The sequence below is a fragment of the Acidovorax sp. LjRoot129 genome, assembly GCF_964253765.1.
Classification (GTDB): Bacteria; Pseudomonadota; Gammaproteobacteria; order Burkholderiales; family Burkholderiaceae_C; genus Acidovorax.
Genome location: NZ_CAXUSE020000001.1, coordinates 2013473 through 2031558, shown reverse-complemented (window position 1 = coordinate 2031558; position 18086 = coordinate 2013473). Strand labels below are relative to the sequence as shown.

Annotated in this window: 19 protein-coding genes and 1 pseudogene; 11 read left to right on the top strand and 9 right to left on the bottom strand. The window is 66.5% G+C overall.

Features of this window, described 5'->3' with window-relative positions; genetic code table 11:
• Nucleotides 1-122 precede the first annotated feature (122 nt).
• Nucleotides 123-1166, bottom strand: coding sequence for an ABC transporter substrate-binding protein (locus ACSQ3Q_RS09315; protein ID WP_436134111.1), 1044 nt, complete (start codon nucleotides 1164-1166; stop codon nucleotides 123-125).
• Nucleotides 1167-1198: 32 nt separating this feature from the next.
• Between ACSQ3Q_RS09315 and ACSQ3Q_RS09310 the strand changes: the two genes are divergently transcribed.
• Complete coding sequence (locus ACSQ3Q_RS09310) at nucleotides 1199-1384, top strand: hypothetical protein (protein WP_436134110.1); 186 nt, start codon at nucleotides 1199-1201, stop codon at nucleotides 1382-1384.
• Between the two features lie 89 nt (nucleotides 1385-1473).
• Here ACSQ3Q_RS09310 and ACSQ3Q_RS09305 read toward each other — a convergent pair whose 3' ends face one another.
• Nucleotides 1474-1779 carry a hypothetical protein gene (locus ACSQ3Q_RS09305; RefSeq protein ID WP_436134109.1) on the bottom strand — a complete coding sequence of 102 codons (306 nt, stop codon included), beginning with the start codon at nucleotides 1777-1779 and terminating at the stop codon, nucleotides 1474-1476.
• A gap of 1 nt (nucleotide 1780) precedes the next feature.
• Between ACSQ3Q_RS09305 and phnD the strand changes: the two genes are divergently transcribed.
• The 6 genes from phnD (at nucleotide 1781) to ACSQ3Q_RS09275 (ending at nucleotide 8193) form a co-directional block, all read left to right on the top strand.
• On the top strand, nucleotides 1781-2824 hold the full coding sequence (gene phnD / locus ACSQ3Q_RS09300) for a phosphate/phosphite/phosphonate ABC transporter substrate-binding protein (protein WP_436134108.1): 1044 nt from the start codon (nucleotides 1781-1783) through the stop codon (nucleotides 2822-2824).
• A 127-nt stretch (nucleotides 2825-2951) separates the two neighbouring features.
• The gene (gene serB / locus ACSQ3Q_RS09295) at nucleotides 2952-3665 is read left to right on the top strand and encodes a phosphoserine phosphatase SerB (protein WP_436134107.1); all 714 of its coding nucleotides are present in this window, start codon (nucleotides 2952-2954) and stop codon (nucleotides 3663-3665) included.
• 22 nt (nucleotides 3666-3687) lie between these two features.
• Nucleotides 3688-4275: a redoxin domain-containing protein gene (locus ACSQ3Q_RS09290; protein ID WP_436134106.1), complete on the top strand. Its 588-nt coding sequence runs from the start codon at nucleotides 3688-3690 to the stop codon at nucleotides 4273-4275.
• A 158-nt stretch (nucleotides 4276-4433) separates the two neighbouring features.
• The gene (locus tag ACSQ3Q_RS09285) at nucleotides 4434-4898 is read left to right on the top strand and encodes a (2Fe-2S)-binding protein (protein WP_436134105.1); all 465 of its coding nucleotides are present in this window, start codon (nucleotides 4434-4436) and stop codon (nucleotides 4896-4898) included.
• On the top strand, nucleotides 4895-6985 hold the full coding sequence (locus ACSQ3Q_RS09280; RefSeq protein ID WP_436134104.1) for a molybdopterin cofactor-binding domain-containing protein: 2091 nt from the start codon (nucleotides 4895-4897) through the stop codon (nucleotides 6983-6985). The genes ACSQ3Q_RS09285 and ACSQ3Q_RS09280 overlap by 4 nt, the downstream gene beginning before the upstream one ends.
• A 179-nt stretch (nucleotides 6986-7164) precedes the next feature.
• Nucleotides 7165-8193 carry a helix-turn-helix transcriptional regulator gene (locus tag ACSQ3Q_RS09275; protein WP_436134103.1) on the top strand — a complete coding sequence of 343 codons (1029 nt, stop codon included), beginning with the start codon at nucleotides 7165-7167 and terminating at the stop codon, nucleotides 8191-8193.
• Between the two features lie 243 nt (nucleotides 8194-8436).
• Here the strand turns inward: ACSQ3Q_RS09275 and ACSQ3Q_RS09270 are convergent, their stop codons facing one another.
• The 4 genes from ACSQ3Q_RS09270 to ACSQ3Q_RS09255 all read right to left on the bottom strand — a co-directional run bounded on the left by ACSQ3Q_RS09270 (nucleotide 8437) and on the right by ACSQ3Q_RS09255 (nucleotide 9751).
• Nucleotides 8437-8610, bottom strand: coding sequence for a LiaI-LiaF-like domain-containing protein (locus tag ACSQ3Q_RS09270; RefSeq protein WP_436134102.1), 174 nt, complete (start codon nucleotides 8608-8610; stop codon nucleotides 8437-8439).
• A gap of 69 nt (nucleotides 8611-8679) precedes the next feature.
• Nucleotides 8680-8925, bottom strand: a complete 246-nt coding sequence (locus tag ACSQ3Q_RS09265) for a DUF3820 family protein (RefSeq protein ID WP_436134101.1) — start codon at nucleotides 8923-8925, stop codon at nucleotides 8680-8682.
• Nucleotides 8925-9287 carry a translation initiation factor Sui1 gene (locus ACSQ3Q_RS09260; protein ID WP_436134100.1) on the bottom strand — a complete coding sequence of 121 codons (363 nt, stop codon included), beginning with the start codon at nucleotides 9285-9287 and terminating at the stop codon, nucleotides 8925-8927. The genes ACSQ3Q_RS09265 and ACSQ3Q_RS09260 overlap by 1 nt, the downstream gene beginning before the upstream one ends.
• Entirely contained in the window at nucleotides 9284-9751 is a 468-nt protein-coding gene (locus ACSQ3Q_RS09255) for a DUF2721 domain-containing protein (RefSeq protein ID WP_436134099.1), read from the bottom strand. The genes ACSQ3Q_RS09260 and ACSQ3Q_RS09255 overlap by 4 nt, the downstream gene beginning before the upstream one ends.
• 249 nt (nucleotides 9752-10000) lie before the next feature.
• On the opposite strand from ACSQ3Q_RS09255, the gene ACSQ3Q_RS09250 reads away from it, so the two are divergent.
• Nucleotides 10001-11284, top strand: a complete 1284-nt coding sequence (locus ACSQ3Q_RS09250; RefSeq protein ID WP_436134098.1) for a DEAD/DEAH box helicase — start codon at nucleotides 10001-10003, stop codon at nucleotides 11282-11284.
• A 38-nt stretch (nucleotides 11285-11322) separates the two neighbouring features.
• On the opposite strand, the gene ACSQ3Q_RS09245 is transcribed toward ACSQ3Q_RS09250, so the two are convergent.
• The gene (locus ACSQ3Q_RS09245) at nucleotides 11323-11667 is read right to left on the bottom strand and encodes a DUF6172 family protein (RefSeq protein ID WP_436134097.1); all 345 of its coding nucleotides are present in this window, start codon (nucleotides 11665-11667) and stop codon (nucleotides 11323-11325) included.
• 92 nt (nucleotides 11668-11759) lie between these two features.
• Between ACSQ3Q_RS09245 and ACSQ3Q_RS09240 the strand changes: the two genes are divergently transcribed.
• Entirely contained in the window at nucleotides 11760-13037 is a 1278-nt protein-coding gene (locus ACSQ3Q_RS09240) for a sensor domain-containing diguanylate cyclase (protein ID WP_436134096.1), read from the top strand.
• 116 nt (nucleotides 13038-13153) lie between these two features.
• On the opposite strand, the gene ACSQ3Q_RS09235 is transcribed toward ACSQ3Q_RS09240, so the two are convergent.
• Nucleotides 13154-13357 (bottom strand): hypothetical protein, encoded by a 204-nt coding sequence (locus ACSQ3Q_RS09235; RefSeq protein WP_436134095.1) that lies wholly within the window; start codon nucleotides 13355-13357, stop codon nucleotides 13154-13156.
• 20 nt (nucleotides 13358-13377) lie between these two features.
• Nucleotides 13378-14994: a methyl-accepting chemotaxis protein gene (locus tag ACSQ3Q_RS09230; RefSeq protein WP_436134094.1), complete on the bottom strand. Its 1617-nt coding sequence runs from the start codon at nucleotides 14992-14994 to the stop codon at nucleotides 13378-13380.
• 284 nt (nucleotides 14995-15278) lie between these two features.
• On the opposite strand from ACSQ3Q_RS09230, the gene pstS reads away from it, so the two are divergent.
• On the top strand, nucleotides 15279-16346 hold the full coding sequence (gene pstS / locus ACSQ3Q_RS09225) for a phosphate ABC transporter substrate-binding protein PstS (protein ID WP_436134093.1): 1068 nt from the start codon (nucleotides 15279-15281) through the stop codon (nucleotides 16344-16346).
• Nucleotides 16347-16482: 136 nt separating this feature from the next.
• Nucleotides 16483-18081 (top strand): annotated as a pseudogene (locus ACSQ3Q_RS09220) (CYTH and CHAD domain-containing protein).
• Nucleotides 18082-18086: the final 5 nt, after the last annotated feature.

The following is an 18086-nucleotide window of genomic DNA, read 5'->3' as shown; positions in this document are numbered from 1 at the left end:
ACGCTCGGGGTGCGATGGGGGGCCTGCGGCGGTGGTTCGAATCGAGTCTTGGGGTGCGCATGCCCCCTCGCGTCCTCAATTCATCAGCGGCGAACCGCCCCGCCCTTCCAAGGCGCGGGGAATCACCGCGGCAGCGAATTCACATCGCGCTCCCAACGCTCGATCAGGCGTTTGCGCTCCGACGTCTTGCCGTACTTGGCATAGTCGTATTTGATGAACTTGATCTTCTTGAAATCGGGAATGTTGCTGTCCAGCGGAGTGGCCTTGTTGGAAGGCAACTGGAACTGCTTGACCGCCACACCCAATTGCTGGGCGGCGGGGGTCAGGGCCCACTCGTAGAACTTCTTGGCACTCTCCAGATTGCGTGCCCCTTTGACGATGGACATGGACCCTATCTCGGCGCCCGTTCCCTCGCACGGGGCGCTGGTCCCGATGGGAAACCCTTGCATCTGCTCCCCCGGGGCGTCGTGCACAAAGCTGACAGACACCAGGGCCTCGCCACGCGCCACCGCCTTGATGGGGCCGGTGCCCGAGCGGGTGTACTGGCTCACGTTCTTGTGCACCGCCCCCAGGTACTCGAACGCCTTGTCCTCGCCCATCAGCTGCACCAGCGTGGCGATCATCGTGTAGGCCGTCCCGGAGCTTGCCGGGTTGGCCATCTGCAGTTCGCCCTTGAAAGTCGGATTGAGCAGATCCTTCCAGCACATGGGAGCCGCTTGTTTCTTCTTGGCCAGCAATTCAGTGTTGAAGCCGAACCCCAGCGGGCCTGAGTAGACGCCCACCGTGCGATACGACGACTGCCGTGCCTGGTCCTGCGCCCAGCCATGCAGCTGGGGCAAGCTGGGTGACTGGTACTCCTGCGTCAGATCCAGCTCCGCGGCCTGCATGTGCGGATCGCCCGTGCCGCCAAACCACACATCGGTCTTGGGGTTGCTGCGCTCGGCAATCAACTGGGCCAGCGCCTCGCCCGAGCCGCGCTTGACCATGTTGACCTTGATGCCCGACGAGCGCATGAAGGTCGAGGCAATCATCGAGCACCAGGCGTCCTGGACGGAGCAGACAGCGTTGAGCTGACCGCTGCCCTGCGCCTGCGCCTGCGCATTGCAAGCCAGAGTGGCCAAGGCAGCCAGCGCCATGGTGGCGAGGGGGTATCGGATGGTTTGCATGCGGGTCTCCTTGAAGGAACGGAAATAGACAAATGCAGTCGTCCCGCACGGCCTTTGCGGCCGCGCAACGAAGGGACGACATGGAGAGCAAGTCGGACAGCTGGAAGCGCAGGGTTTTGCGGAATCCACAGGCCGCTCCACGCTGCCCTGAGGTCATCAAGCTGCCGTCACGGGCCCTGGCCCCGGGTGGCGACGGCGCTGGCTGCACCGGCGGCTGACCCAGGGGCGGGGTGCGCAACCGCCAAAGCGTCGTCAGCGCTCCAACGATTCCATCCGGGTCTGATCTGGCGCAAGTTCATGGACCCGATCATGGGCTGCCCACTATTCGCCATCCACCGGATTTACACCACGGCGCAGTGACAGGTAATCGAAAGGTTGGCAATTTCTCCTTATCAATCAAACCCCATCGGGTATTTATACCCATCATTACTGAAAGCAATATGAAAGCAACTTGAAAGGAATCAATTTCGCTAGGGTAAGCACGGATTTGCCATGCCCAATCCAAAACAACTACATTCCCTTCACACGCAGCACATTCACATTCACCCTCGAATCGACCAACCCCGCCATTCATACTGCCTTGAATTTCAATATTCCAGAGAACCTCAATCATCATGAAAAATCGTGTGTACCTCCGGCGCAGGCAATGGCTGGTATCCAGCGGGCTGTTTATGGTCCAGCCCCTCGGGCCCGTGTTTGCGTTCACCCCAGCTCCAGGCGGAGACGCACGCAAATCACCTCTGGTTTTCGCGGTGATTACACCCCGAGGAGCTGAGGCGGCGATGGCGGCCTGGACGTCGTTTGTCCAGCGCGTCGCTCAGGAGGCAGGGCACGCCATCACCTTGAAGGCCTGGGAGTCGCCCGACCCCTCCGCGCTGGCAGGCGCGTTTGCCCGCGGGGAGATCGACCTCGCATGGGCCGGCAACTCGGCGGCCCTGGCGGTGGTGGAACGGGGGGCGGGCGAGGTCTTCGCGCAGATGGTGACAGAGGCCGGGAGCACCGGCTACCACTCGATCATCGTGACCCACAGGGACAGCGGGCTGAAAACCCTGGCCGATGCCCAACGGCCCGGCAAGGGCCTTGTGTTTGCCGACGGAGAAACCAAAAGCTTTTCTGGCCATCTGGTTCCGCGGTATTACGCCTTCGTCAAGCGAGGGATTAACGAACCTGCGGCGTTATATGCCAAGGTAATGCATGGCAGCCATATCAGCAACCTCACCATGGCCGCCGAGAGAAAAGTGGACCTCGCCACGGCCAATGACGAGGAGCTGGCCATGTTCCGTGCAAAAAATCCCAAACTGGCCGACCAGCTTCACGTCTTGTGGTCGTCTCCCATGCTGCCCCAATCGCCGCTGGTGTGGTCCACTTCCTTGCCAGTCGATTTGCGCCGGCGGATCCAGCAGGTTATCTTGTCGTTTGGCAAGAGCAGCGCGACAGACAAGGACATACTGAAGAAGGTTAATAATCTCTCTGCGTTTCGAAAATCACGAAACTCCCAGCTCATTACGGCAGGTGATATTGAGATGTTCGCGGCGTGGCAACAGGTGAACAACCACAAGGACCTCCCCGACGCCGACAGGGCACAGCGCATCCAGGCGATCAGCGAACGCGCGTCCCGCCTTGAACTGCGGCTGAAACTGCCGCCCAGCGTGCAGTAGCCCGGGGTAGCCAGGGCCCGGCGCTGGCGCTCCCGTTGCGGTTCGGGGGCTTGAGGCACGCATCGGCCTGTGGGGCGCCGGCGATACCATTGCGGGTTTCGCCTGCACAACAAATCCCGTCTCCGCCATGAACCAAGCAACCGAATTCGCCCCGGGCCTCGTGGTCCAGGACATCGTGCCTCCGCTGTCCTTGTCGAGCTACAAGCTCATCGCGTTCGACATGGACTCGACCCTTATCAACATCGAATGCGTGGACGAGATCGCCGACGCGGCCGGCCGCAAAGCCGAGGTCGCCGCAATTACCGAAGCGGCGATGCAAGGCGTGATCACCGATTACAAGGAAAGCCTGCGCCAGCGCGTGGCCTTGCTCAAGGGCGTGACCGTGGCGCACATGGAACAGGTGTTCACCGAGCGCCTGCGCTTCAACCCCGGCGCCCAGGAGCTGATCACCGCCGCCAAGGCCGCGGGCCTGACCACGCTGCTGGTGTCTGGCGGCTTCACCTTCTTTGCCGACCGCGTGAAGGCGGGCCTCGGTATCGACTTCGCCCGCTCCAACATGCTGGAGATTGAGGGCGGCCTGCTCACCGGCCGCATGGTCGACCAGGCCTGGGGCGATATCTGCGACGGTGCCGAAAAGCGCCGCACCCTGCTGGAAGTCGCTTCGCTCATGGGCATCTCGCCGATGCAGGCGATTGCCGTGGGCGACGGCGCCAACGACCTGCCCATGATGGGCGTGGCCGGCCTGTCGGTGGCCTACCACGCCAAGCCCGCCGTGCGTGCGCAGGCCAAGGTGGCTATCAACCAGGGTGGGCTTGACCGGTTGCTCGAAGTGCTGCGCTGACCGACAAGGCTGCGGACCATTGATGTTCCACGACCGCATCCAGCGTACGTGGTTGTCCCTGTGCAGGGACTGGAAGCAGCACCTTGCCACGCTGGCACTCGCGTGGCTCGCCGTCGTGGCGGTGGACACCTGGCGCACGCGCGACCTGCCAGCAGGCCCTGCGCCCGATGCGCCGTTGGTGATGGCCGCCACCCCCACCATCGGCTTTGCATCAGACACCACCCTGGCGCAATGGCGCGCGCAGCACCCCGGCCGGGCGGTGGCCGTGCATTTCTGGGCCGAATGGTGCGCGGTATGCAAGCTGGAAGAGCCCAGCATTGCCAGCCTGTCAACCGACTGGCCCCTGCTGGGCGTGGCGATGCAATCGGGCAACGCGGAGCGGGTCGCGCAGGTGCAACGCCAGCGCGGCATGGCGTGGCCAACGGCTGTGGACCCGCAGGGCACGCTCTCGCGCAGCTGGGGCGTACGCTCCGTGCCCGCGCTGGTGGTCATCGACGCCGGCGGCCAGGTGCGGTTTGCCACCTCGGGCTACACGCCGCAATGGGCCATGCGGCTGCGTCTGTGGTGGGCGGAAACCGTGCCGCAGTGGAATATGATGCTCCTAAAATAATAGCTATCAGCGCTTTATGGATAAGCGCTGGAGGCACTTTTTACTCATATTTTGGGTTTGAAAACCCATTTGCCGCCCTGAAGCCGTTGGCGCAGATCTTCAAGACCTGCCGCCGCCGCCTTTGCACACTGGCCTGCGTACCACCACCGGAGGCCCGCATGCACATCACCCTGAACCAACAACACCAGCCTGTGCCACCCGGCTGGGAGGACGAACCCCTGCTCTGGCTGCTGCGCGAGCCGCTGGGGCTGGTCGGCACCCGCTTTGGCTGCGGCGTGGGCCAATGCGGTGCTTGTACCGTGCTCATTGACGGGGTGGCGCAGCGCGCCTGCCTGCACACAGCACGCGCGCTGCAAGGGCGCGCCATCACCACCATCGAAGGGCTGGCTGAGCGTGACGGCACGTTGCACCCGGTTCAGCAGGCCTGGCTGGACCTGCGCGTGCCCCAGTGCGGCTACTGCCAGAGCGGCCAGATCATGGGTGCCGTGGCCCTGTTGCGCGCCACGCCCCGCCCCAGCGATGCGCAGATTGACGCCACCATGTCGGCCCACCTGTGCCGCTGCGGTACGCAACACCGGGTGCGGGCGGCGATCCACCAGGCCGCGCAGGGCAACGCGGCATGAAGCGCCGCCAGTTTCTTGCCACCGCCAGCGCCGGTGCGCTCACGGTCACGCTGGCGGGCTGCTCGCTCGTGCCGGTGATTCCCAAGCGACCGGCCTCCACGGCCGACGATGCGATGGGTTGGATCCGGCATGAAGGCGGCCACTACACCCTGCGGCTGCCCAGCACGGAAATGGGTCAGCAGATCAGCGCCGCCCTGCAGGGCCTGGCCGCCGAAGAACTGGGCGTGGAACCGGCGCAAGTGCACCTGCTGCGGCCCGCCACGACCGACGTCGCCCGGGTGCGCGCCACAGTGGGCAGCGCCAGCGTGCAGAACTTTGCGCTGCCGCTGGCGCGCGCCTGCGCCACGCTGCGCGAAGCGCTTGCACAGGGCCCCACCCAGGGCACGCTCACCGCGCGGAACATCCCAGCCAGCGCGCTGCGCAGCCTGCGTCCGCGCGCCAGCGCACAGCCGCCGGGGGCACCGGGCCAGTTGCATGCCCTCGTTACCGGCCAGCCTCTTTTTGCCGGGGACACGCGCCTGCCGGGCCTGCTGTACGGGCGCGTGCTGCGCGCCCCGGTGTCGGCCGAGCTGCCCTCGCGCCCGCGCGCTTTTGACGAGGCCGCAGCACGTGCAGACCCCGCCTGCGTGCTGGTGCTGCAAAGCCTGCGGTTTCAGCAGATGAACAGCCTGGGGCTGGGCATCGTGGCACGCACGCCAGCCGCGCTCGATCGCATTGAGGCTGCACTCGCCGTGAACTGGCAAGTGGACGGCTCGTTCGAGGGGAGCGCCATCGGCGAGCGCATCGACATCGACCGGCACCTGCGCCGCGGCAGCCTGCAGCACACCGTGCGCAAGGACGCCGTGCCGGACGACACGACCTGGACGCTGGATCTGCGCATGGACATCCCCCTGGCCGCGCACGCTCCCATTGAGCCGCGCTCCGCCACCGCGCATTGGCCGGCGAAGGCCAGCGATGGGTCTGCACTGCACGTATGGGCCGGGACGCAAGACATGTTTTACGTCCGCGACGTGCTCGCGCGGCAGCTGGGCCTGGCTGCCGCGCGCATCACCGTGCAGTCGTGCCGTGTGGGCGGTGGCTTTGGCGGGCGCACGTTGTGCACGGTGGAGCTCGAAGCCGCCGTGCTCGCCCAGGCGGCGGGCGCCCCGGTCAAGGTGCAGTGGAGCCGCGCGCAAGAGTTTGCGCAGGGCTTTCAACGCCCGCCGTCGAGCCACCGCATTCGCGCCCGTGTGCATGCCGGGAGCCTCACCCATTGGTGGCATGCGTTTGCCAGCAGCCACATTCTCTTCACCCCCGCCGCCATGCCGGTGTGGATGCAGAACCTGGCCGACTTGGCGGGCGACAGCGGGGTGGCGCGTGGCGCGCAGCTGCCCTACCACGTGCCCCACCAGCGCATCGAGTTCACCGCCGCCCGGCTGCCAGTGCACACGGGCCCGTGGCGGGGGCTGGGCGCGGGCCCCAACACCCTGGCGGTGGAAAGCGCGATGGATGAGTGCGCCCGCTTGACGCAGGCCGAGCCGCTGGCATGGCGCCTGCGCCACACCACGGACCCGCGGCTGGCCGGCGTCCTGGTACACGTTGCCCGCCAATCGCACTGGCATGAACGCCCGCGCAGCGATGGCAGCACGTTACGCGGACGCGGCATCGCGGGCGGCATTTACAAAGGCGTGAGCTACGCCGCTGCGGTGGCCGATGTGGAGGTGCACCGCGCCACCGGCCAGGTGCGCGTGACGGCCGTGTGGTGTACCCACGACTGCGGCCTGGTGCTGCAACCCGACGGCGTGCGTGCGCAAATCGAAGGCAACCTCGTCTGGTGCCTGGGCATGGTGCTGCTGGAAGAGTTGCCCGTAGCACGCTCGGGCGTCGCAGCGGCCACCTTTGCCGACTACCCGCTGCCGCGCATGGGCGACGTGCCGCCGCTGCACGTGCACCTCGTGGACAGCGAGGAGCCGCCGACCGGCGCCGGGGAAACCGCCATGGTTGCCGGTGCTGGCGCCATCGCCAATGCACTGCGCGATGCAACCGGCATGCGCTTTGCCCGACTGCCCGTGCGCCCAGCAGATGTGCTGCAGGCGATGGCGCGCTAGCGTTCTGACCCGGAGATCAGTGGATGCCGAGGAGCGGAGTGACTTGCTTTCAGCGCGCTGTGCAACCCGCAGCCGTGGCCGTGCCCTCCCGCAGGTTGCCCCCTGTTCGCAGCGCCGAGGCGCAGGCCCCACACAGCATCAGCGAACCATGACACCAGGCCGCGCGGCACAATCCGACCATGCATGACTTTGCCAGCGCCGCCATGGTCCGCCTGCTGGTGCGCGCGATGCAGGTCCACGGCCTGGTGCCGCCGCCCCTGCCGCCAGGCTTGCGCAGCGACCTGCAGGGCAGCCACGTGCCGCTGGCCTACAAGCGCGCGGTAGTGCAAGCCATCTTGCAGCAAGGTGGACCGGGCACTTTGCTGCGCCTGGCGCAGCGGGTAGATCTGCTGCAGGGCGACCCGGTTCACCGCGCGCTGATTGGCGCCGCGGACATGCCGGAGCTGCTCGCCCGCTGGCAGCGGCTCGAGCGCTACGTCCACTCGCGCCACCAGGTCAGCGTGGTGTCGCGCGGACCGCAAAGCATGGGGTTGCACCACCACGCACGCCCAGGCGTAACGCACGCGCCGCAGCCGACAGAAAGCCTGGCGGTGCTGGGCGTGCTGCTGGGTGCTGGCAAGTCGCTGGGGACACGTGAACTGCGCGTGGAGCTGGAGGACCCGTCCAGCAAGCAATCGCCGGGGGGTGTTGCTGGCAGTGCGGAGTTGAACGTCGGGCTGGATTCATCGCTCGCACAACTGCTGGCCCGCGGTGACGCAGGCAGGTGGGTGGTGCATTGGCAACCGACCACTGACGGGCGTGCGCCTGCCACGCCAGGCGCCACCCCGCAACTGCCTCCTGCCACCGACCTGTGCAGTGCCTTGCCCTGGCCGGCCCTCGCGCACCAACTCGCCCGGCAGGTGCTGAGAGACCCCGCAGCCCCTCACACGGTGGATGACCTGGCGCACCACGCGGGCCTGGCCCGTCGCAGCCTGCAACGGGCGTTGTCAGAAAGCGGTTTGAGCTGCCGAAGCATCGTGACCGAAGCCCGCGCCCGCGCGGCCGCGCAATGGTTGCTGCGCGAAGGGCATGGACTGGCAGAGATCGGATTCGCCTGTGGCTTTGCGGACCAGCCCCACTTCACACGGGAGTTTGCGCGCCATGTGGGGATGACCCCTGCGCGCTACCGCCAAGCGTTTCACACTGCCAACGCCCCCGCGGATAGCTAAATTATTGATAGCTATAACTGCTTACCGAATAAGCGCTAGGGCCGTTTTTTACTTCAAAATTGGCGCGCTCGGTGCCTGGGGCCTGACGGGTCGGTACTTCGGCCTAGCGGCGCTGCATGGAGATGCGCCACCACGGGTGCGATGCCCCACCACCGGCTCTTGCGGCGCCACCAACTTAGCCGGCCCCCGTTGCAACCGCCCGCCTCGTCAGCGCCGGTCAGCAGGGCCCGAGCCAGGGGACCGTTACTTGCCCTTGGAGCCGGGCGTGAAGAACAGCGCCACGCCCACGGCGATCAGCGCCACGGGCCACCACACCCGCAGCAGTTCACGCAGGCTGATGCTGATCAAACCCAGATTGGTCAGCAGAAAAAATACACCCAGCACGACCAGAACGATCGCAGCGACATTGCCCTTCATGTGCATTCCCTCGGAGTTGTTGTTGGTGATTGGTTGAGCGCGATTATGGCGGCGCCAGGTGCCGCGCCCCTACCGCTGCGGCCGCCCCGCACCACCCGCCCTGAGCGGTACCAGCAAGTCGGACAGGCCGTTGTGGTCGATCTCGTGCATCAGCGCCAGCAGCTGTCCCAGCTCTCCCTTGGGGAATCCCTCGCGCGCAAACCAGTTCAGGTAATTGCCCGGCAGGTCGACCAGCAGCGTGCCCTTGTGCTTACCGTAGGGCATCTGCAGGGTGACCAGCTTCTGCAGCTTGTCGGGGTCAAGGGCCGGCGTCATCAACCGCCCGCGCGCTTGACCTTGTGGCCGAGCTTTTGCAGCGCGGCCATCACGCGCTCCACATGGTCACCCTGCACTTCGATCACACTGTCCTTCACGGTGCCGCCGCTGCCGCACGCGGCCTTGAGCTGTTTGCCCAGTTGCTCCAGCGCGGCGTCATCCACGAGCACCCCCTTGACCAAGGTCACGGCCTTGCCGCCGCGGCCCTTGGTTTCGCGGGATACCCGCACGATGCCGTCGCCGGTGGGCAGCGGCTTGTTCTGCTTGCAAGTGCACTGCGCCACGCTCTGGCGGCAGCCGGGACACATGCGGCCCGCGTCGGTGGAATAGACCAGCCCACCCAGGTCGGCGAACGACTTCATCGTTTGTGCTCCACCTCTTTTTGCAGCATGTGGAAGTCCAGCAGGCGCGTGGCCAGCAAGGTTTCGGTCAGAAAACACACCAGGGCCAGCAGAAACGAGGCCACGCCCGCCAGGAAGCCGCCCACCGCCAGACGGTTCGACTGGAAGTTGGTCGTCTCGCCCAGAAACAACAAGATGATGGTGGTGCCAATGAGGAAAGCGCAGAACGTAAGCAGGCCGATGCAACCGTTGGCCAGGCGCCCGCGCAAGCGCAGGTCGGCCAGCTCGTTGTAGGCACGGGCCAAAAACTCCGGCTCGGTATTGGCGCGGGCACGGTCTTCCACCACCCGGGCCCGGTCGATGATGCGGGCCAGCCGGCCTGCCACGGCGCCGATCATTCCGGACACGGCCGTGAGCAAAAACACGGGGGCCACGGCGAGCTGGATGCCGTGGGTGATGGCAGAAGAATCAAGGGTCAGGGCCATGGGTGCTTTGGACAGTGGGACACCGGCGAGCCGCCGGCGACCTGATTATCGGTGGCGGCGCAGTGGTCGAGAACAACTGGACCCTCCCCCGAACCTGCACACAGGGGCTGTTCGATGCCAGTCGATATGCCCGCCACCCATCGCCGCTGTGCCTGCGCAGGGGCCTGCCCGCCACTGCGGCGACAATCCCCCATCTTTCCGTTCGCGCTGTCGTGCGTTCTTTTTACACGCCGCTCCAGCGCCGCCCCCATGCCCTTTGCCTCCCTCGGTCTGTCTCCCGCCCTCGTCCACGCTGCAGAAAAAGCGGGCTTTGCCACGCCCACGCCCATCCAGGCCAGCGCCATCCCGGCCATCCTGCAGGGGTCGGACCTGCTGGGCGCTGCACAGACGGGATCGGGCAAAACCGCCGCTTTTGCCCTGCCCTTGCTGCAGCAGCTGCAGCTGAGCGCGACCAGTGGCCCGCGCCGTGTGCGCGCGCTGGTGCTGGTCCCCACGCGCGAGCTGGCGGCCCAGGTGGGCGAAGTGCTGCGCAGCCTTTCGCAGCACCTGCAGCAGCCCGTCAAGGTGGCAATCGTGTTCGGGGGTGTGTCGATCAACCCGCAGATGCTGGGCCTGCGCGGCGGTGCCGACATCGTGGTCGCCACGCCCGGGCGGCTGCTCGATCTGGTGGAGCACAACGCACTGCGCCTGTCCGCCGTGGCGCACCTGGTGCTCGATGAAGCCGACCGCTTGCTGGACCTGGGCTTTGCCGAGGAGCTGGCACGCGTGCTGGCCCTGCTCCCGCCCAAGCGGCAGAACCTGTTTTTCTCAGCCACCTTCCCCGCCGCGGTGCAGACGCTGGCCGACGGGTTACTGAACGCACCGGTGCGCGTGGAAGTGCCCCACACACCGGGCAACGAGCCCGCCATTGAACAGCGTGCCATTGCGGTGGATGCCGTCCGCCGCACGCAGCTGCTGCGCCATCTGGTCAAGGAGCACGCCTGGTCGCGGGTACTGGTGTTTGTGGCCACGCAGTACGCGGCCGAACATGTGGCCGAAAAGCTCTACAAGGCGGGTGTTTTTGCGTCGCCCTTCCATGGCGGGCTCAGCCAGGGAGCCCGCAAGCAAGTGCTGCAGGAGTTCAAGGACGAACGCTGGCAGGTGGTGGTGACCACCGACCTGGCCGCGCGCGGCATCGACATTGCGCAGCTGCCCGCGGTGGTCAACTACGACCTGCCGCGCTCAGCCGTAGACTATGTGCACCGCATCGGCCGCACGGGCCGGGCAGGAGAAAGTGGCGTCGCGGTGAGTTTTGTCACGGCAGACGACGAAGCACATTTCAGATTGATCGAAAAGCGCCAGAACCTGAGCCTGCCGCGCGAGCACATTGCGGGTTTTGAGCCCACCGAAACCGCCCCGGTGGCGGCGCCCGACGTGCAGGCTCCGGCAGGCACCGGCGGCATCAAGGGCAAACGGCCCAGCAAGAAGGACAAGCTGCGCGCAGCCGCTGCGGCGGCGGCAGGCGAAGCTGAGCGCCCCGCCGACAAGACCTAAGAGAGCGCGCCCGCTCAGCGGCAAAGGCGCGCACGGCATCAGGCTTCCTCGTCGTCTCCCAAAGCGTCCTCATCTTCGCCTTCAGGCGCCGCGCCTTCTGGCCGCGCCTGGCGCAAGCCGGGCTTGGCGAGGATTTCCACATAGAACTGCGGGCCGCCCTCCGCCGCCACTTCGTTGATGCGCTCGGTCAGCGCTGCCAAGTTCACGACCTCGGCAGCGTCCTGGGTGCGGCCAAAGCGGCAATCAAAGTCCCAATAGTCAGCACCTTTGGGCAGATCGCGGCGGCGTTCGCGCTTGATGTACTTGCGGATTTCGTGTTTGACAGCCTCCAGAATGCGGTCTGGGTTCTTGCCTTCGGCGTGGAGTTGGAAAGTTTTTCTCATGGTCGATGGTAGCGCCCCTGACAGATACCCATTCCCAGCCGCAAACCCCGGTGCCACAATGGCGCGCTACGTCTGGTGAACGCAACACCCCCATGCCCCACGACACCGATCTGCTGCAAGCGCTGCCAGCGGCGGTCCTGATCACCCAGGACGGGGCCATTCGCCATGCCAACGCCGCCGGGGCACAGCTGCTCGGGTTTACCAGCCCCGACGAGCTGATCGGGCTGGTTCTCGCCGATTTTGTGCATCCGCTGGACCAGCGCCGTTCGAACCGTCGGGTGCAGCAGGTGGCGGGGACCGAGCAGGCCCGGCGGCCCAACAAATCCGCAGAGTTCCGCGTGCGCACGCAGCAGGGCCAGCTGCGCATGGTGCTGGTGAGCAGCGTCGCCATTGACTGGCAAGGCGCGCCGGCCGTGCTGATGAGCGGCATGGACATGACGCACCAGAGCGAAATCGAAGCCGAACTGCGCGAGAGCGAACAGAAATTTCGCCGCCTGTTCGAGAACATGCAGGACGTGTACTACCGCACCAACGCGCAGGGCGTGGTGCAGCACGTGGGCCCGGGCGTGCGGCGCGTGCTGGGCTACGAGCCCCACGAAATCGAGGGCCGCACCGCCGAGTCCTACTACCCCCACAGCTCCGACCGCGACGCGTTCAAGGCCGCGATCCTCGCGCATGGCGAGGTCTCGGACTTCCCCGGCCAGATGGTGCGGCGCGACGGCCAGGTGATCGACATCTCCATCAGCAGCCACGCGCTGTACGACCATGCCGGCAACTTTGCGGGTGTGGAGGGCATCTACCGCGACGTCACCCAGCGCAAGAACCTGGAGCGCGAACTGCAGCGCCTGGCCACCACCGACATGCTCACCGGCATGGCCAACCGCCGAGCCTTCCTCGATTGCGCCGAATCGGTGTACGCACACTCCCTGGACAACGGCGAGCCGCTCACGCTGCTGATGCTGGACCTGGACCACTTCAAATCGATCAACGACCGCTTCGGCCACCTCGAAGGGGACCGGGCCCTGGTGGCCTTTGCCCAGGTCGTGAAAAGCGAGCTGCGCGCGAGCGATGTGGTGGGCCGCCTGGGTGGGGAGGAATTTGGCGTGCTGCTGCCGCTCACCGCCATCGACGAAGGCCTGGAAGTGGCCACGCGCATCCTGGACAGCCTCCGTGCTCTGGAACTGGTGGACGATGCCGGCCAGCGGTACGGCATCACGGCCAGCATGGGCGTGGGTGCCTTCCGCCAGACGGACCGCAGCCTGCGGGACGCGCTGGACCGCGCGGACCAGGCGCTGTACCTGGCCAAGCACCGCGGGCGCAACCAGATTGCTTCGTCCGAGGAGGGCGCGGCCGGGCCCGGGACACGCTAGCAACCCGGGCAGTCGTACCCCACCGTAGCCCCCAGCCCGTCAAGCCGGCGCGCCAGTTGCATCTGCGCCCTCTGCCAGCCGCTACACGGTAAAAGCGCGGCGTGCGCTCCGGCAGCTCAAAGCCGCAGGCGCTCCTGCTGCAAGTTCCACACACAGGCCCCGATGCGCAGCAGCATTTCCATCACCTGCTCGGTGCCGCCGTGCGACAGCTCCAGGCTGTCGATGATCATCGCCAGTTGCCCGATCGCGTCTTCCGGCGTGGCAGCGCCGCCGGTGTGGGCGATTTCGGCGATCGCGATGAGGACGTCCGTCCGGGTCATGGCGGCGGTGGTCTCAGCTGTCAGCGCGGCGCCACCGGCCATTGCGCCCGCGTTGCACCGGCCCGCGCAATCCGCAGGGGCTGCTCGCCGGCAGCCGCGCCATCCGGGCTCAGGCGGAACTGGCGGATCACCTCCAGCAGCCGCCGGGCCTGCGTTTTCATGCCCGCAGATGCGGACGAGCTGTCGTCCACCAGCGCGGCGTTCTGCTGCGTGGCCACATCCAGCTGGCGCACGGCATCGCCGATCTGTGCAATGCCCCGGGCCTGCTCCTGTCCCGCGCCCTGGATCTCGCTGATCAGCTCCACCACCTGATCGACATGCCGCACCGTGTTGGCCACGCGCTCGCCCGCCTGCCCCACCAGGGCCGATCCGCGTTCCACGCCGCGCACGCTGGCCGTGATGAGACCGCGGATCTCGCGCGCTGCCGTGCTGCTGCGCTGCGAGAGCCCGCGCACCTCGCCCGCCACCACCGCAAAGCCGCGCCCCTGCTCGCCCGCGCGGGCGGCTTCCACCGCCGCGTTCAGCGCCAGCAGATTGGTCTGAAAGGCGATGTCGTCGATCACCTTGATGATGTCCGTGATCTTTTGCGACTGAACGTTGATCTCCTGCATCGTGGCGATGACGTCCTGCATCACGCTGCCACCTTCGTTGGCTACCTTGCTCGCCTCGCGCGCCAGGCGCGTGGCCCGGCCCGCGTTGTCGGTGTTGTGCTGCACCGTGGCGGTGAGCTGCTCCATTGACGCCGCGGTCTCCTGCAGGCTGGAGGCCTGCACCTCGGTGCGCCGCGCCAGGTCCTGCGCGCCGCCCGCAATCTGCACGGCATCGCGGGCCACGGTTTCGGTGCTGTCGCGCACCTCGGTGATCACGCGCACCAGCTGGCCGTTCATCTCGCGCAGGGCTCCCAGCAGCTCGGCGGTCTCGTCGGTGCCGCGCACCTCGATCTGGGCGCTCAGGTCGCCACCCGCCACGGTGCGCGCCAGGGCCACGGCCTGCCGCAGCGGGCCCGAAATCGACCGCGTGATCACCACCGCCATCGCCGCGCCCGCCAGCAGCGCCAGCGCGGTGGCGGCCAGCATCCACACATGGATGGCCTCGCTCATCTGGCGCGCCGCGGCAAATTCTTCGGCCGCCACCTGGATCTGCAGCGCCACCAGCCGCTCCACGGCCTCCTGCACCTTGGCGGCTTGCGGACGAATCTGGGTGATGTACAGCTCTGAACCATCGTCGTATTTGCCGCCCACCAGCGCCGCGGCCGCCGGAATGAGGCCCTTGTCGAGGTACTGAGCGTTGGCGTCGGCAAACGCACGGGCCAGGGCGCCTTCCTCTGCGGGGAGCGGTTTGGCGGTGTAGCCCTTCCACAGCCCGCGGATGCGCTCCACGTTGGTGGTCAGCGCGGCGTGGCTGGCTTGCAGGTTGCTGGTGCCGGGGTCCATCAGCATGTCCATCACCAGCACCCTGTTGCTTTGTGTGAGGTGGCTGATCTCCGCCAGCACGCCCATGGGCACCGTGCGGTCGCCGTACAACGCCGCGCTGCGTTCGGTCAGCCGCTTGGCACCGCTGATGCCGCCTGCAGCGAGCGCGGAAATCAGCAGCAGCAACACCGCAAAGGCCAGGGCCAGCCGGGTGCCGATTTTCATTCTTTGAAGCATGTGGATTCTCGTCAACAGTCGTCGAAGCGTCGGCCAGATTGGTGCGCCGCACCAATTGCCCCTGAAAATCGCAGATACTATTTGTTTCAAGTGACAAAACCATGACTCGACATCAATGCGCTTAACCACAAGAGGCCATTATTTCCGGCGCGGGTTTTGATAAGCTACTGCCCTCCCAATCGCGGTCATGCCTGCAAATAAGAGACCAAAATCTGCATTCGCTGCAATTCATGGCAACCCATTAATCTGCCATCCAATATCGCACCTCCATAATGAAAATCCTCTACACCGCGCTTTTCCTTTGGCTGGCGTTGCCCGCCCCGTGGGCCTTCGCCCAGACGGTCACGGGCGCTGGCTCATCCGCCGCGGCCCCCATCTACCGCAGCTGGGCCAAGGCCTACAGCCAAGCCACGGGCACGACCGTGGCCTATGAGCCCATTGGCTCCAGCGCAGGCATGAAGAAGATCCAGCAGCAGGCCGTCGGGTTTGGCGCCACCGACGTGTACCCGCCCGAGAAGGAGCTCATCGAGCACCGCTTGATTGCCCTGCCCGTCGCGATCACCGGAATCAGCCCGGTGGTGAATCTGCCTAAGGTCAAAAGCGGGCAGTTGCGCCTGACGGGTGATGTGCTCAGCCGCATCTTCATGGGCGAGGTCCGGCAGTGGAATGCCCCCGAAATCACTGCACTGAACCCTGACCTCAACCTGCCCGACCTGCCGATTCGCGTGGCAGTGCGCTCAGATGGCTCGGGCACCACCTACAACTTTGCGGACTACCTGAGCAAGGTGAGCCCACGTTGGAAAACCACGTACGGCGCCAAGAACACCATCGCGTGGCCCGAAGGCGTGCTGCCCTTCAAGGGCAGCGAAGGCATGGCCAAGGGCGTGCAGGCCACGCCCGGCGCCATCGGTTATGTCGACTTTGGCTACGTGGGCGAATACGCCCTGACTGCCGTGCAGCTCAAGAATGCCGAAGGCGCCTTTGTGAAGCCGTCTATCGACGCATTCCGTGCCGCGCTTGCCCACAGCGAATGGGCCAGCGCCGGCACCTTTCACACCACCCTGACGGAGCGGCCCGGCAAGGCCGCGTGGCCGATCACCATGGGCACCTTCGTGGTGCTGCCCAAGGTGGCGCCCGATACAGAGCAGACCACGCAGGCGCTGCGGTTCATCATTTGGGCCTACCTCAATGGAGATACGCTGGTGCAGGACAACAATTTTGTGCGCCTGCCCGACCGGGTGCAGGCTTCGGCTTTCCGGGTGATTACCTCGGTGCGCGACAAATCGGGTATGCCGCTGGGCATGGGTCTGATTTCTTCTGCAAATGGCGCGGCCAAATAGCGGATTAATTCCTCGGCCCGGTGCTGCTGAATTCCCCCACCTTGATATATCCCGTCATTTGGCATCAATATATTAATGACCCTATCGGCAAATCGCCAGCAATAATGGTGAGCACGCAGCCAAGATCAAACACACCATGGAAATCGAATTCAAGTTTTGCATCCCCGCCGGGCGCCTGGCCGCTGTCACTGCGGCCGTGCGCCGGGGCCGCTACACCCCTATCCGCATGGAGGCGCGCTACTACGACACGCCCGACGCAGCGCTTTCGTCGCGCAGCATTGCGCTGCGGTTGCGCCGTGAGGGCGACCAGTGGGTGCAGACCGTAAAGGCGCTGGGCGATGGGCCGCTGGACCGGCACGAACACAACGTGCCCCGCGGCGCGGCCGGACCCGGTGGCGCACCAGCCCTTTTGCCAGAGCTGCACGCAGGCTCCCTCGCGGGCGAACTGCTGGTGCGGGCCCTGGCCACAGCCGCAGGCCCCCTGGCGGAGACCTATGGAACCGAAATGGACCGCAACACGCGCGATGTGACTTTTGCGGGCGGCGGCTCGGCCGAGCTGGCGCTGGACACCGGCCGCGTGGTGGCCCACCGCGGCACGCCGCAAGAAAAATCAGCGCGCATCTGCGAACTGGAAATCGAACTCAAAAGCGGCTCTGTGGCGCGCCTTGCGCTGCTGGCCGAGCGCTGGGCGCGCCAGCATGGCCTGGTGCTGAGCACCGTGTCCAAGGCCGAGCGGGGCGAGCGGCTTCTCGCCCCGCAATGGGCGCGCCCCGCCGCCAAAGCCCGGGCGCTGCAGTGGGCCGACAGCGCCCCGTTTCTGCACGGGCCCACGCTGCAGCGCGCGGTGGTCGCCAACTGCCTGGGCCAGATCCTTCCCAACGCCAGCGAGATCGTCGAGAGCGCAGACGCTGACACGGGCACGGACCTGGCCGAACACGTGCACCAATTGCGCATCGGCTTGCGCCGCCTGCGCACCGCCCTGCGCGAGTTGCATGCGCTGGCACCCGGCCGCTTTGCGCCCACATGGGAGCCGGCGCTGCAGGACGTGTTTCAGCGCCTGGGCGGCCTGCGCGACCGTGAGCAGGTTCTGCGCGCGATGAATGCCGAGCTGCGCGAAGCCGGCGCTCCCGCTTCGCCGCTGCCAGCAACTGCCGACGCGCCTGGCAGCGCGGCCGCAGAGATCGTGCGCATACCGGCGTTTCAATCGGCTTTGATCGAACTCATGGGTTTTACGGCAGACGTGGCGGAGGCTGGCTCGCAGGATGAAAGCACCGCCGCCCTCGCGCCCAAGGAAGCGCGCGCACGCCTGCAAAAGCGGCTGCGGGCGCTGCGCAACAAGGTGCAGGCCGACGGCCGCCGCATCGACTAGCTGGACGCGCAGGCGCAGCACCGTTTGCGCAAGCGCCTGAAGCGGCTGCGTTACCTGACGGAGTTTCTTGCGCCGGCGGTGGATGGGGACGACCTGAACGGCTTTCTGGACAGCCTGCATCCCGCGCTCGACGCCTTGGGCCGCCTGCACGACGAGTGCGTGGCCAGCGCGCTGTACGCGGACATCGCCAGCAAAGACCCGCGTGCGTGGTTTGGCGTGGGCTGGCTGGCCGCGCGGCGCGACCGCAGCACGGCAGCTTGCCGCAAGGCACTGACGCGGATTCGCGAAGTGCCACGCCTGCGCAAGCCGCGTGAGGCCAGCAAGGGACGCCGGGCCCCAGAGGGGCGCAAGGCGCGCAAGCATTGAGGGGC

Bases quoted from the DNA above. Each gene is read 5' to 3' on its own strand.
- ACSQ3Q_RS09230 (WP_436134094.1), bottom strand. From the start codon at position 14,994: ATGAAAATCGGCACCCGGCTGGCCCTGGCCTTTGCGGTGTTGCTGCTG.
- ACSQ3Q_RS09260 (WP_436134100.1), bottom strand. From the start codon at position 9,287: ATGAAGTCGTTCGCCGACCTGGGTGGGCTGGTCTATTCCACCGACGCG.
- ACSQ3Q_RS09240 (WP_436134096.1), top strand. From the start codon at position 11,760: ATGCCCCACGACACCGATCTGCTGCAAGCGCTGCCAGCGGCGGTCCTG.
- ACSQ3Q_RS09275 (WP_436134103.1), top strand. From the start codon at position 7,165: ATGCATGACTTTGCCAGCGCCGCCATGGTCCGCCTGCTGGTGCGCGCG.
- ACSQ3Q_RS09250 (WP_436134098.1), top strand. From the start codon at position 10,001: ATGCCCTTTGCCTCCCTCGGTCTGTCTCCCGCCCTCGTCCACGCTGCA.
- ACSQ3Q_RS09265 (WP_436134101.1), bottom strand. From the start codon at position 8,925: ATGACGCCGGCCCTTGACCCCGACAAGCTGCAGAAGCTGGTCACCCTG.
- ACSQ3Q_RS09290 (WP_436134106.1), top strand. From the start codon at position 3,688: ATGTTCCACGACCGCATCCAGCGTACGTGGTTGTCCCTGTGCAGGGAC.
- ACSQ3Q_RS09255 (WP_436134099.1), bottom strand. From the start codon at position 9,751: ATGGCCCTGACCCTTGATTCTTCTGCCATCACCCACGGCATCCAGCTC.
- phnD (WP_436134108.1), top strand. From the start codon at position 1,781: ATGAAAAATCGTGTGTACCTCCGGCGCAGGCAATGGCTGGTATCCAGC.
- ACSQ3Q_RS09285 (WP_436134105.1), top strand. From the start codon at position 4,434: ATGCACATCACCCTGAACCAACAACACCAGCCTGTGCCACCCGGCTGG.
- serB (WP_436134107.1), top strand. From the start codon at position 2,952: ATGAACCAAGCAACCGAATTCGCCCCGGGCCTCGTGGTCCAGGACATC.
- ACSQ3Q_RS09235 (WP_436134095.1), bottom strand. From the start codon at position 13,357: ATGACCCGGACGGACGTCCTCATCGCGATCGCCGAAATCGCCCACACC.
- ACSQ3Q_RS09270 (WP_436134102.1), bottom strand. From the start codon at position 8,610: ATGAAGGGCAATGTCGCTGCGATCGTTCTGGTCGTGCTGGGTGTATTT.
- pstS (WP_436134093.1), top strand. From the start codon at position 15,279: ATGAAAATCCTCTACACCGCGCTTTTCCTTTGGCTGGCGTTGCCCGCC.
- ACSQ3Q_RS09280 (WP_436134104.1), top strand. From the start codon at position 4,895: ATGAAGCGCCGCCAGTTTCTTGCCACCGCCAGCGCCGGTGCGCTCACG.
- ACSQ3Q_RS09305 (WP_436134109.1), bottom strand. From the start codon at position 1,779: ATGATTGAGGTTCTCTGGAATATTGAAATTCAAGGCAGTATGAATGGC.
- ACSQ3Q_RS09310 (WP_436134110.1), top strand. From the start codon at position 1,199: ATGCAGTCGTCCCGCACGGCCTTTGCGGCCGCGCAACGAAGGGACGAC.
- ACSQ3Q_RS09315 (WP_436134111.1), bottom strand. From the start codon at position 1,166: ATGCAAACCATCCGATACCCCCTCGCCACCATGGCGCTGGCTGCCTTG.
- ACSQ3Q_RS09245 (WP_436134097.1), bottom strand. From the start codon at position 11,667: ATGAGAAAAACTTTCCAACTCCACGCCGAAGGCAAGAACCCAGACCGC.